The sequence below is a fragment of the Paenimyroides marinum genome (genome assembly GCF_900108395.1).
GTDB lineage: Bacteria > Bacteroidota > Bacteroidia > Flavobacteriales > Flavobacteriaceae > Flavobacterium > Flavobacterium marinum.
In genome coordinates, this window is record NZ_FNXE01000059.1 from 1 (window position 1) to 12,093 (window position 12,093).

The window sequence follows — 12,093 nt, forward strand, 5'->3', positions numbered from 1 at the left end:
ATGAATTTATGAAATATTAACTATATTTGAAAGGAGTTTGTGTACTTTTTTCACAGACTGACGTTAGCGGAAAGTGTAAACAATACAAATCAAAAAAAAGAAGATATAGAACTTTCTCCTCCCCATGTACACTGCCAGTCAAACCGGTGGCTTTAAAAGTTTGCTTTTTTTTCGTTCCTTTGCAGGATACTAAATGGTATGTTTGCGAAATCAAAATGATTCCGTCTGACCCCATAAAAGAGACGATAACAGATGAAAAAAGCAGAAGCAACACGGTCGATGATTTTACATAAAGCGTTTGAACTGATTTATGTTAAGGGCTACCAGACGACGAGCATTGACGACATCATCGCTACCACACAAGTAACGAAAGGGGCTTTTTATTATCATTTCAAAACCAAAGACGAAATGGGACTTGCCATCATCAACGAAGTCCTCAAACCCACACTTGCAAGCAGTTTCATCGAGCCACTTCAAGGCGAACAAGATCCGTTGGATGCCATTTACAACCTCATGGATAGTCTATTAATGAAAAATGAATTTTTGAAGGTGGAATATGGTTGTCCGGCCTCAAACTTCACTCAGGAAATGACCCCGTGGAATTCAGAATTTAATAAGGCTTTAAATGAATTAACCCGGGAATGGACAGAAGCAATAACCGCTACCATTGAAAGAGGAAAGAAAAGTGGCGTCATCCGCAAGGACGTAAATGCAAAGCAGGTAACCACCTTCGTATTGTCGGGTTATTGGGGTATTCGGAATTTAGGAAAATTAGAAAACAGCAAAAAGGTCTATATTTCTTATTTAAAGCAACTTAAAATTTATCTAAACAGTCTTAAATAATTTTTTTGCACAAAATAACATACTAGCCGGTATGTTTTTATTATTTTTGTCCCGAAAACAAAAAAGTAAAGAAATATGCATACACACGGCACCCAAGAATTTGCAATCATCAATTCCATTTATTGTAGGCGGTTTAGGTGAATATTTAGGTAAAGTAGCATTCGGAGCCGGGTGCGCAGAACATCAGCTAGTGGATAAAGAACTTCAAAAATATGCCCAAGAGCAAGAAAATTGTTATTATGTTACGGCAAAGGGCCTTTTTATAATTTTGAAGGAAATTGGTTTAATAGTATTATTCAAAATGGTAACAACGTGCAAATGACATTACAGACTAAATAATAGCTTCATAATCATTGCACTTGATATTAATCATAAAACAAAGAAATGGGAAGAGATAAAGTCATAAAGCCGGATAATACCGCAGTAAGAACCGCATTATGGAGAGCGTTACACGTTCAGACAGATACAAAACCTCATATACTTGAAGATGAAATAGGATTCAAGTTAATTGCACCTGATGATGATTGGCAGGAACGTCCTGACATGAAATATACCAAACGGCTGCGGGCTTCTATCGTAGCCCGTTCACGTTTTATTGAAGATATAGCTAAAGAGCAAATTGAAAAAGGAGTAAAACAATACGTTTTGCTTGGTGCAGGATTGGATAGTTTTGCCCAACGGAACACGGCCATAAGTTCCTATGTTGATATTTATGAAATTGACCAGCACGATACTTTGACTTGGAAAGAAGAAAAGCTGATTGAAAACGGCTATAAAATCCTCGGCAATCTTCACTTTGTACCTGTCGATTTTGAAATCTCATCTTGGTGGGACGAGCTATTAAATAAAGGTTTTAATGTTGAACAAGGGGCTTTTGTATCTTGTATCGGTGTTACGCTTTATCTTACCAAAGAAGCGATTACCGACACACTGAAAAAAATGACTTTGCTTGCACCTGGTTCTACTATTGCAATGGCCTTTTATCTGCCATTGGAATTACTTGATGAAGAAGACAAGCCATTAATGGAAATGTCGATAAAAGGAGCGGCAGCTTCAGGTACTCCTTTTGTAAGTTTTTTTTCGGTTGAAGAAATTATAAAACTCGCTGAAAAAGTAGGTTTAAAAGAAATACAGACAATCTCCACAAAAGATATGACGGAAAAATACTTTAAGAACAGAACCGACAACCTTCTACCAGCAAGCGGAGAATTTTTCTTAGTGGCAAAGTCCTTATAAAACATGAAAAAGAATAGTTCCTTGCAACCAATATGTAGTGATATAAAATGGCTGAAAGTAATGTTTTTGCTGGTGTTTTACCGTAGGTTAACATAGTTATGAGATATCCGCACAAAAACCGGTTTATTATAAAAATGCTAAATTTGTATCTCCTTTCTTTAAAGACAGACTAAAAAGAGAATATTTTTATGGGGCACATCAGAGAATACTACGAGCGGATACTAAAATTACAGGAAACAGAATGGGAATTTATAGCTTCCCACTTTGACAGGAGAGTTTTTGCCAAAAACGAAACCATCACACGACAGGGCGAAACAGAAAAATACCTTTCCTTTGTAGAAACAGGCATCGTTCGATTTTATATTCCAAATGATGAAAACGAACTGACTTTTAATTTCTGTTTTGATAAAGAATTTACCTGTGCTTACAATTCATTCCTGACCCAGACACCATCTGAATACGAATTGCAGGCATTGACGGAAACCGTGGTTTGGCAAATATCTTATGATGATTTGCAAAAAGTATATGCAGAGACCAAAGCAGGAAACTATTTAGGGCGTTTTGTGTCGGAGAAACTGTTTTTGCAAAAAAGCAAAAGAGAATTGTCGCTTTTAAAACATACAGCCAAAGAACGGTATCTAAACCTGTTCAATGAGCAACCTGATATTTTAAAATTCATTCCGTTAAAATACGTTGCTTCCTATATCGGGATAACACCACAGGCTTTGAGCCGGATACGCAGGCAAATTGCATAGCAATCACGAATATCGTTGAAAATCAACGGAATCCTTGCTCAAATACTTAACATAGGTTCATTGCCTACCATGTTTATTCTTTGGAAATTTGTTGAAAAATCCAAAGAATAATGAAACGATCTATCTTAGCATACGGACACCATATCTTAAAACAGAAATGCAACGACATCGAAAAGGATTATCCTGAACTGGATAAATTAATTGCCGATATGTGGGAAACTATGGAAAATGCCAATGGTTGCGGATTGGCATCACCACAGATAGGACTTCCGGTTAGATTGTTTATCGTGGACAGTAAATCAACTTTTGATAACCTCGGAGAAGAAGAGAGAAAGTTTTATTTCCCCCAAGATGATAAAGGCATAATGGAAACTTTCATCAATGCCAAAATCATCCAACGGTCTGAAGAACTTTGGGAAGACGAAGAGGGCTGTTTAAGTATTCCAAATTTATTCTACAAAGTAAAGCGGAATTGGGCGATAACGATTGAATATTATAATCGGAATTTTGAAAAGCAAATCCGTACATTCAGCGGAACCACCGCAAGAATGATACAGCACGAATACGACCACACAGAAGGGATATTATACCTTGACTATTTGAAACCGCTGACCAAAAAACTGTTGGAAGGGAAACTCAAAAAAATAGCCCGAGGACAAATAAAAACAAGGTATCCGATGAAGTTCGTGTGATGATACTGCCGACCTCAGCCTATAAGACTCCAACATCACGAAGCTTCATCGCAACTTAGCGCAGCATACTCACTGTCCCAAAGGAAGTCACGAAAGTTTCAATCCCTGTTGACAAATACGTAGTGGTTGTTCTGCACCTACCTGTGAACTTTTTAAAAACATATACACCTCATTAAAAGCAACTTATAACTCAATCAAACAACCTAAAATATTTTTTACTCAAAAACATACCAATTAGTATGTTTTTTATTTAACTTTGCATGCAAACATAAAAACAAGAAATATGCATACACACGGCACCCAGGAATTTACAATCATCAATGCGTTGGTTGCAGCGTTGATCGGCTTAGTATTCATCATTATCATGTCCTTTGTGAAAGAACCCTCCCGACAGAAAATCAACGCCATTATCATAGCGGGCGCAGGCGGGGTTTACTGGAGCGGCGGCTTAGGCGTATGGGAATATGTCTTTGGTGCCGTTATGTTGTTTGTGGCCTTCAAAGCCCTCAAGCATTATTATTTCATCGGAATCGGTTGGCTAATGCACACAGGCTGGGACATTATGCATCATCTCTACGGTGATCCCATTATTCACTTTGCACCACTTTCGTCCGCCGGTTGTGCCGTGTGCGATGCGGTTCTGGCAATCTGGTTCTTCTTTGGTGCACCTACCATTTGGAACGTATTCAAAAAACAAAAAACAATTACGACGGCATAAAATGTATTCCACATTATTAATCTTTCACTCTTTGATTCGTTGGCTTGTACTAGTCTTTATACTGTATTCTATTTACAGGGCCTTTGTCGGCTTGGTCAACGACAGGGCTTTTTCAAAAACGGACAACGCTTTTCGACACTGGACGGCTACGGTTGCGCATATTCAACTAATGATTGGCATCATCCTATATACGAAGAGCCCGCTGGTCAAATATTTTTGGAAAGAAAAGGAAAGTAGTTTTCAAAACTTAGAACTGACTTTTTACGGTTTAATTCATATTATTTTAATGCTAACTGCTATTGTGGTGGTAACAATCGGCTCGGCAAAGGCAAAGCGACAGCAAACGAACAAGAAGAAATTCAAAACAATGTTGGTTTGGTTTTCTATTGCGCTCATTATCATTTTCATTGCCATTCCCTGGCCGTTTTTACCCTTTTCAGGCAGACCTTATTTCAGAATATTTTAATGATGAAGAAACTTTTCAACACATCTATCGGACGTTTACGAATCCTTGCCATATTAGAGGGCATATCATTACTTGTCTTGGTTTTTATTGCTGTACCCTTGAAGCACGTTTGGGATATTCCCGGCTTGTCAAAGTCACTTGGCCCCATTCACGGCGCACTTTTTCTGCTGTTTGTGTTTAATGCGTTACGTGTAGGAGTAGAACAACAGTGGAAATTTAAAGAGACTACCTGGAAGATACTTGTTGCTTGTTTTATTCCGTTTGGTACGTTTTATATTGACTATAAAATACTTCGTAAAATCGACAAGGAATGAAGCAGACAAATGTTTCAAGTTGCCTTGGCACAATCTTTACAAATTCCTGTAAGTACACAATTTATGCTTTCGACATGGTATCCTTCAGGTACGGAAAAATGAACTGCCTGTGGCAGGCATTCTATGGTATTGCATTTCTCACACCGAAAATGAAAATGATTTTGGGGAAAAGCCTTATCATCACATTTAATGCAAACTGCAAAATACTGTTTACCATCTTCCGCAACGATTTTATGCACCTGGCCGTCTTCGCAAAAGCGGTTCAGTATTCTGTAAATCGTAGCCCTGTCAATTGCTACATCAATGTTCTTTTCAATTGCATCACGGCTCATCGCCTTCCCTGTACGGGTCAATAGTTCAAGAACTGCATCTTTGGAGGGAGTATTTCTTCTTTTCATTTTAAGCATATTACACAAAGTTAATGCAAATTATTTGCATTAACTTAACGCAACTATGTCGCATTAATTATTTTATTATTACCTTTGCCCAAAAAGAATGACAAGACGAGAGCTTATAAAACAGTGTGGCTTAGCTTTAACGGCATTGGCAATGCCTTTTCCATTGATAACCTTTTCAAAAGATAATAGTATGACAGACAAAAAACAATACGATGTAATCATAATAGGCGGCAGCTATGCCGGACTTTCAGCGGCAATGGCCTTGGGGCGTTCGTTAAAAAATGTACTTATTATAGACAGCGGGAAACCCTGTAACCGTTATACCCCACACTCGCATAACTTCATCACGCAGGACGGTTCCGTCCCGGGAGAAATTGCGACAAAAGCCAAAGAACAAGTATTGAAATACGATACCGTGAAATTCCTTGAAGGCTATGCTGCTGAGGGAAAGAAAACCGAAAACGGTTTTGAAATTGCCGTGCAGTCCGGTAAAAGATTTTCGGCCAAAAAACTAATTTTTGCAACCGGTGTAAAAGATATTTTCCCCGATATAAAAGGTTTTGAAGAATGCTGGGGCAAAACCGTTATTCATTGCCCCTACTGTCACGGTTATGAATTTAAAGGAGCTAAAACAGCCGTCATTGCCAAAGGAGACCGGGCTTTTCACGTTGCTTCATTAGTCAATAATTTGACCGATAAAATCACGATTGTAACAAGAGGTAAAGCGGATTTCACGGAAGAACAATCTGTCAAACTAAAAAACCATCAAATCAATATTATCGAGAAAGAAATAGAAGAAATCAAACATCAAAACGGGAATATTACAGCGTTGATTTTTGAAGACGGAACGCAAGAAAACTTTGATGCAGCCTATGCCGCAATTCCATTTGAACAACATTGCAAAATTCCACTGGATTTAGGATGCGAAATTACAGAAACGGGATTGATAAAAGTAGATATGTTTCAACAGACAACTGTTCCCGGCGTCTATGCATGTGGTGACAATATCAATCCATTGCGTTCGGTGGCCAATGCGGTTTCAAGCGGAAATATAACCGGAGCGATGGTGAATCACCGTTTGACAGAAGAAAAATTTTAATGGATAAAATCGTCAAGGAAATGGATATTGTGAATGAAAAAGGTAGATTGGCATTGGGATAATAGTTGAAAGTGTAGCACTATTATAACTTCATTTACTTCTTTTTTTATAAATTAGCAAACAGCTTATGCTAAGGTAGTGACAAACTGAGGCTTTGTGTTTCATCTCCGCTGCTTCCCAAAGCTGCTAACTTTTAGGAACCATATTAATACAAATAAAAATGTCCATAACGAAAGAATCAGAATTAACCGGAATGCAAAAAGTGAGCGAAGCGGTTGCTTACACATTGAAGGAAATGCGCAACTATGCAAAACCGGGAATGACAACCAAAGAATTAGACGACTTCGGGGCAAAAATACTTTCAGGCTTCGGAGCAAAATCCGCACCGTATCTGACTTATGGTTTTCCAGGTTGGACTTGTATCAGTGTGGACAATGAGTTTTGCCACGGCATTCCGTCCGAGAAAAGAATACTGAAAGAGGGCGATTTGGTGAATATTGACGTTTCCGCCGAACTCGACGGCTTTTGGTCGGACAACGGAGGCTCATTCGTACTTGGAGAAGACGTCAACCAACATCAAAAATTGGTGGATGCATCCAAAGAAATCCTGCAAAAAGCCATCCGTAATATTAAGGGTGGCGTAAAAATTTCAGAAATCGGACACATCATGGAAACCGAAGCAAAAAAAAGAGGCTTCAAGGTTGTTAAAAATTTGGGTGGACACGGCATCGGAAGGAGTTTACATGAACAACCCGATGAAATAATGAACTACAAAAACCGATTTGACCAAAGACGGTTTAGAAAAAATTCTGTAGTTGCCATTGAAACGTTTATTTCTACAACTTCAACCTATGCAACAGAGTTAAATGACGGTTGGACCATGGTAGGAAACAAAGGAGGTTTTATGGCGCAACACGAACATACAATCGTTGTTACCGATGGAAACCCCATCATACTGACCGAAATGAATGGGATTTGGAATTAAAATGGAATTAAAAACACCTTCCGCTAATAAGGTATTCCCAAAAGCGGGGTTAATGTGCTAAATTCAAAGTTTGTGCTTCTACCAAAGTTTCTGCTTGGTTGACAGTGAATCGCTTCGATTTCCCCGCCTTCGGCAATACCCAAAACGTTGGCAACAAGCTAAAAAAGCTCAACTAAATGAATCCTAATGAAAAAAATAAAATCCATTATATAGAACGGCTCAATAAAGTTTTTGATTATATAGACGAAAACATTGATGCTCAATTAAACCTTGACGACTTGGCTAAGGTATCCCATTTCTCAAAATTTCATTTTTCAAGAATATTTATTGCCTTGGTGGGCGAAACACCTTTTAAATTTATTCAAAGAATCAGATTAGAGCGCGCAAATTATCTATTGCGATTAAAGCCAAAAGCTAAGATTACTGAAATTGCATTCGAATGCGGTTTTAACGATTTAGCTGTTTTTTCACGCCAATTTACTTTGCACTTCAACATCTCACCCACCGCATTTAAAAAGCAAAACATACAACAGAGCAATATTCATCAAACTTCTTCTTTCAAAGCCAAATACTTTTGTTCCGAACTTAAAATTTATAGAGATATGGAACAGTTAGTTGAAGCAAACATTCGATCATTACCTGAAAAAACTATCGCTTATATCAAGCATATCGGTTCATATAGGCAAAATGCGGATATTTACGAAAAGCTGTTTAACCAACTCTATGATTGGGCAGGAAAGAACAGCTTACTTAAACACCATCCTGAATCCATTGTCATCCATTACGATGACCCCGAGATAACACCGGAGGACAAGCAGCGAATGAATGTATGCATTACCGTTCCTGAAGATACCGAAGTAAACGGTAGCATAGGGAAAACCACGATACCTTCCGGCAAATATTATGTGGCCAAATTTAAGCTGAAACCTCAAGAGATTCCAATGGCCTGGAATTGGATTTACGGGGAGGGAGTTCCTTCAATTGGGTATCATCCAATTGATAAAATTCCTTATCAAGTTTATCCCGAACCACCTAAAGAAGGGATACTCACCATAGTTTTCTGTATACCTGTGAAAAAGAATTAAAACAAAATAGATTATGGTAAAAGTCATAGTAGAAGCAGATTGCGGTAATGCCCCAAGGAAGGAATTTCTAAAACAGTTTCACATTGCTTTAGCTAATAGCGATAGCAACTTTGTAATAGAAAACATCACAGACAATATCCATTGGGAAATTGTTGGGAACCATACGATTACCAATAAGGAGGAATTTGAAAAAAGAATATTGGATAGCCCGTTGTGGAATGTGAAAGAACTTATCATAGATGCCATTATAACCCATGGAAACGAAGCTTCTGCAAATGGAACTGTGGTTACATCAGATGATTTAAAATTTGCGTTTTGTAATGTGTATAAGTTTAAAGGCTTTAAGGGGACACTCCTAAAATCTATACAGACATATCTTATTGAATTTTGAAAAAAGCCAGTTGCCAACATTGAATAAGCGTAATGCGGACTATATGGCTAAAACTGAGTATTTTTGCGCCTAAGAAACTTTACGGTGCGCGGACAGTAAATCGCTCCGAAATCCCGCACTACGCTTATACTTGTCCGTTATGTGCAATGCTACCAAACCACTGCAGAAAGATAACCATAAGCCAGTTTGACAATTATTTAATCCCTTGAACAATTTTTTTCCTGTGCAGATAACCCCATTTTTCCATTGCCAATAAAACCTCGTTCAGCGTTTGGCTGTAATCAGTTAATTCATACTGAACCGTAATCGGTTTGGTATCGCAGACTGTTCTACTCACTAATCCATTCATTTCCAATTCCTGTAATTCTTTCGATAAAATGCGTGGAGAAATTCCTGCTTCTCTTGACAACTCATTAAAACCCTTTTTCCCGCTTCGCAAAACCGAAATCAATACCAACTTCCACTTACCGCCTACTATATCAAGTGTGTCACGTATCGCCATTTTCGCTTTTGCACAACTTTCAACCGTGTGTTTTTTCATATACTATCCTTTTTGTAAGTACTATCCTTTTTGTAACAGATAACAAAGGTATAGTATTTATTTGGAACTTTGCATCATAATTCAAAAACAAAAAATAAATGAAAATTTTAAGATTAGTTACCAGTTTTAGAGGGAATGATTCTCAAAGTTTCCAATTGGGCAATACGGTGGTAGAAATGATAAAGGCTCAATACAAAAATGCAGATATCATTACCCGGAATCTTGCAAAAAATGAAATGCCACATTTCAACGATGTGCATTTTACCTCATTCATTACACCTGTTGAAAATCTTTCTGATGAATTAAAGAATGCGGTTTCTCATTCAGACAAAGCCGTTAAAGAATTAATTGACTCGGATATAATTGTCATAGACGTACCCATGTACAACTTTTCTATTCCGTCTTCGCTCAAAGCGTGGATAGACCATATAGTGCGTGCCGGTGTTACATTTAGATATACAGAAAATGGCGTGGAAGGTTTAGTGCAAAATAAAAAGGTATATCTGGCAATTGCTTCGGGAGGCATCTACTCAGAAGGTCCAATGAAAGAATATGACCTTACTGAAAAATACATTAAGAATATTCTTGGTTTTATTGGCATTACCGACGTAACTGCATTTAGGGTGGAAGGAGTTGCGATTCCTGGCATTAAAGAGTCTGCAATGTCTAAAGCCGTTCAGATAGTAGAAAATACATTTTCATTATAACATTAAAAAAATAAAAATTATGTCACAAAAAGCAATCAAAATTACAGGATGGACATTGACCATCGTTTTAGCACTTGTGTTTACAATGAGTGCTTTTATGAAACTCACACAAAACGAAACGGCCTTGGAACAAGCTTCTTCTATTGGCCTTGATGCCTCCACGTATCAGTTTATTGGGATTATTGAAATAATATCACTGATACTATTCATTATTCCAAGAACAGGAGTTTTGGGTGCAATGCTGTTAGTAGCTTATTTGGGCGGTGCAATCGCCACACATTTACAACATCAACAACCGATAGCAATGGCGGTTATTTTTCAGACACTGCTTTGGATTACGGCGTTTATTCGTTTCCCCGAACTGAAGCAAAGGATTTTTTTAACTAAAAAAGTACAACAATGATGATACGCAGAAACATTTCAAAAATAACCCAAAATCATTGGCATAATGGTTTTTTGGGAACAGGACATCGTGCAATGGCGGTATTGGACGGTGTATCTTACAAAGACAGTGACCCTTTTATTTTGTTTATGGACGACAGCCTGAACCTTCCTGGTGGAGAACCCGTAGGAGGAGCACATCCACACGCTGGGTTTGAAACCTTGAGCTTGGTTTTGGAAGGCAATGAAAAAGATTGGAAAACGGGAAGTTTTGAACTAATGACCGCCGGAAAAGGCATTATCCACACCGAAGAAATCACTTCCAAACAAAAACTTCGTATGCTGCAAGTGTGGTTGGTACTACCGCCCGAAAAGCGATACGCTCAACCTTTCTTACAAAGAATGCTATTGGAAGACGTACCCAAAATTAAAACCGATACATACGAAATTCGTGTTTATAGCGGAAGCAGTAACGGATTGATTTCGCCATTAAAAAACCATACGCCATTTACTTTGGTGGACTTCAGGTTAGACAACCGAGCTGTGGTATCACAGGAAATTCCATCGCACTATAATGGTTTGGTATATGTATTAAAAGGCAGTGTGAAAGCAGGCGACAAAATCATCAATGCCGAACAAGCGGGTTGGCTTGATAAAGCGACTGCAGACGGCGAGACCGAAATACAATTTGAAGCATTGGAAAACGATACGCATTTTGTATTGTATGCCGGACAGCCTCATAATGTTCCTGTGGTTCATCACGGACCTTTTGTAGCAGATACCATGGAAGACATCGCACAGATGTATCGAGATTTTCGTCAGGGAAAATTTCCACATTTGAACGATTTGCCAAGTGAACAAAAAATCACTTCCTTTTCAGAATCGAGGAAATCTATTATCAATTAAAAACAAAAATAAAATGAATTTCAAACAATATGACGATGCCAAAGAAGGGAGATTCTTCGTTATCTTAGACAACGAAATGGAAGCAGGGTGGATTCAATACAAATGGTTGGGCAACGGCAACCTGCTTGCCAATGGTACACGGGTTTACGAAGAATTTAAAGACCAAAAATTGGGTATTCCGCTTTTCAACAGATTGGTGGAGTTTGCGGAAGAAAGGAAAACAAAAATTTATCCACTATGTCCGTTTGTGGTCAAAACCTTTGCCCGGCATCCCGAACTAAAACATCTTTTAGCTGACGATTATTTGCAAGAGCAAGTAAGAGTAACAGAATCAACGGTTTTACTGGACTAAAGCACTTGCCCATAACAAGGGGTCGAGTAAGCAAGGGCATTTCAGCCCAAGCTTCTCACAGAACCGTACGTGAAAGTCTCCCCTCATACGGCTCTTGATACATCCATCTTACTGATATACATAAATATACATTATCATATACCCACAGCTATCCTAAGCCTATTATACTCCAATGGTAGAATAAGTTTGGATAGCTGTTTTGTATCTTACGCAAGTACTTATAA

Annotated in this window: 18 protein-coding genes; 16 read left to right on the plus strand and 2 right to left on the minus strand. The window is 38.2% G+C overall.

What is annotated here, in order from left to right:
- Positions 1 to 279 precede the first annotated feature (279 nt).
- The 8 genes from BLW20_RS13495 (at position 280) to BLW20_RS13530 (ending at position 5,024) form a co-directional block, all read left to right on the plus strand.
- Complete coding sequence (locus BLW20_RS13495; RefSeq protein WP_317039295.1) at positions 280 to 843, plus strand: TetR/AcrR family transcriptional regulator; 564 nt, start codon at positions 280 to 282, stop codon at positions 841 to 843.
- Between the two features lie 31 nt (positions 844 to 874).
- Complete coding sequence (locus BLW20_RS14790) at positions 875 to 1,165, plus strand: hypothetical protein (RefSeq protein WP_218143526.1); 291 nt, start codon at positions 875 to 877, stop codon at positions 1,163 to 1,165.
- A 62-nt stretch (positions 1,166 to 1,227) separates the two neighbouring features.
- Positions 1,228 to 2,079 (plus strand): class I SAM-dependent methyltransferase, encoded by an 852-nt coding sequence (locus BLW20_RS13505; RefSeq protein WP_091102377.1) that lies wholly within the window; start codon positions 1,228 to 1,230, stop codon positions 2,077 to 2,079.
- Positions 2,080 to 2,267: 188 nt separating this feature from the next.
- Complete coding sequence (locus tag BLW20_RS13510; protein WP_091102381.1) at positions 2,268 to 2,834, plus strand: Crp/Fnr family transcriptional regulator; 567 nt, start codon at positions 2,268 to 2,270, stop codon at positions 2,832 to 2,834.
- A gap of 110 nt (positions 2,835 to 2,944) precedes the next feature.
- Positions 2,945 to 3,526, plus strand: coding sequence for a peptide deformylase (gene def / locus BLW20_RS13515; RefSeq protein ID WP_091102385.1), 582 nt, complete (start codon positions 2,945 to 2,947; stop codon positions 3,524 to 3,526).
- Positions 3,527 to 3,809: 283 nt separating this feature from the next.
- Entirely contained in the window at positions 3,810 to 4,244 is a 435-nt protein-coding gene (locus BLW20_RS13520) for a DUF6010 family protein (protein ID WP_091102389.1), read from the plus strand.
- Between the two features lie 169 nt (positions 4,245 to 4,413).
- Complete coding sequence (locus tag BLW20_RS14900; RefSeq protein WP_245725339.1) at positions 4,414 to 4,710, plus strand: hypothetical protein; 297 nt, start codon at positions 4,414 to 4,416, stop codon at positions 4,708 to 4,710.
- The gene (locus tag BLW20_RS13530; RefSeq protein ID WP_245725340.1) at positions 4,710 to 5,024 is read left to right on the plus strand and encodes a DUF3817 domain-containing protein; all 315 of its coding nucleotides are present in this window, start codon (positions 4,710 to 4,712) and stop codon (positions 5,022 to 5,024) included. Before BLW20_RS14900 ends, BLW20_RS13530 begins: the two co-directional genes overlap by 1 nt.
- A gap of 14 nt (positions 5,025 to 5,038) precedes the next feature.
- On the opposite strand, the gene BLW20_RS13535 is transcribed toward BLW20_RS13530, so the two are convergent.
- Complete coding sequence (locus tag BLW20_RS13535; protein WP_091102395.1) at positions 5,039 to 5,431, minus strand: Fur family transcriptional regulator; 393 nt, start codon at positions 5,429 to 5,431, stop codon at positions 5,039 to 5,041.
- Positions 5,432 to 5,612: 181 nt separating this feature from the next.
- Between BLW20_RS13535 and BLW20_RS13540 the strand changes: the two genes are divergently transcribed.
- The 4 genes from BLW20_RS13540 to BLW20_RS13555 all read left to right on the plus strand — a co-directional run bounded on the left by BLW20_RS13540 (position 5,613) and on the right by BLW20_RS13555 (position 8,982).
- Positions 5,613 to 6,521: an NAD(P)/FAD-dependent oxidoreductase gene (locus tag BLW20_RS13540; protein ID WP_397334343.1), complete on the plus strand. Its 909-nt coding sequence runs from the start codon at positions 5,613 to 5,615 to the stop codon at positions 6,519 to 6,521.
- A gap of 220 nt (positions 6,522 to 6,741) precedes the next feature.
- On the plus strand, positions 6,742 to 7,506 hold the full coding sequence (gene map / locus BLW20_RS13545; RefSeq protein WP_091102398.1) for a type I methionyl aminopeptidase: 765 nt from the start codon (positions 6,742 to 6,744) through the stop codon (positions 7,504 to 7,506).
- A gap of 176 nt (positions 7,507 to 7,682) precedes the next feature.
- Positions 7,683 to 8,591, plus strand: coding sequence for an AraC family transcriptional regulator (locus BLW20_RS13550; protein WP_091102402.1), 909 nt, complete (start codon positions 7,683 to 7,685; stop codon positions 8,589 to 8,591).
- 13 nt (positions 8,592 to 8,604) lie between these two features.
- Positions 8,605 to 8,982 (plus strand): hypothetical protein, encoded by a 378-nt coding sequence (locus BLW20_RS13555; RefSeq protein ID WP_091102406.1) that lies wholly within the window; start codon positions 8,605 to 8,607, stop codon positions 8,980 to 8,982.
- Positions 8,983 to 9,175: 193 nt separating this feature from the next.
- On the opposite strand, the gene BLW20_RS13560 is transcribed toward BLW20_RS13555, so the two are convergent.
- Entirely contained in the window at positions 9,176 to 9,523 is a 348-nt protein-coding gene (locus BLW20_RS13560; protein WP_091102409.1) for a winged helix-turn-helix transcriptional regulator, read from the minus strand.
- 98 nt (positions 9,524 to 9,621) lie between these two features.
- Between BLW20_RS13560 and BLW20_RS13565 the strand changes: the two genes are divergently transcribed.
- From BLW20_RS13565 to BLW20_RS13580, 4 genes are read left to right on the plus strand one after another with little or no spacing between them, the layout of a single operon-like run.
- A complete protein-coding gene (locus BLW20_RS13565) occupies positions 9,622 to 10,230 on the plus strand; it encodes an FMN-dependent NADH-azoreductase (protein WP_091102412.1) in 609 nt (202 codons plus the stop codon).
- Positions 10,231 to 10,249: 19 nt separating this feature from the next.
- Complete coding sequence (locus tag BLW20_RS13570) at positions 10,250 to 10,633, plus strand: DoxX family protein (protein WP_091102417.1); 384 nt, start codon at positions 10,250 to 10,252, stop codon at positions 10,631 to 10,633.
- The gene (locus tag BLW20_RS13575) at positions 10,630 to 11,517 is read left to right on the plus strand and encodes a pirin family protein (protein WP_218143527.1); all 888 of its coding nucleotides are present in this window, start codon (positions 10,630 to 10,632) and stop codon (positions 11,515 to 11,517) included. Before BLW20_RS13570 ends, BLW20_RS13575 begins: the two co-directional genes overlap by 4 nt.
- A gap of 13 nt (positions 11,518 to 11,530) precedes the next feature.
- Positions 11,531 to 11,869 (plus strand): GNAT family N-acetyltransferase, encoded by a 339-nt coding sequence (locus BLW20_RS13580; RefSeq protein ID WP_091102431.1) that lies wholly within the window; start codon positions 11,531 to 11,533, stop codon positions 11,867 to 11,869.
- Positions 11,870 to 12,093: the final 224 nt, after the last annotated feature.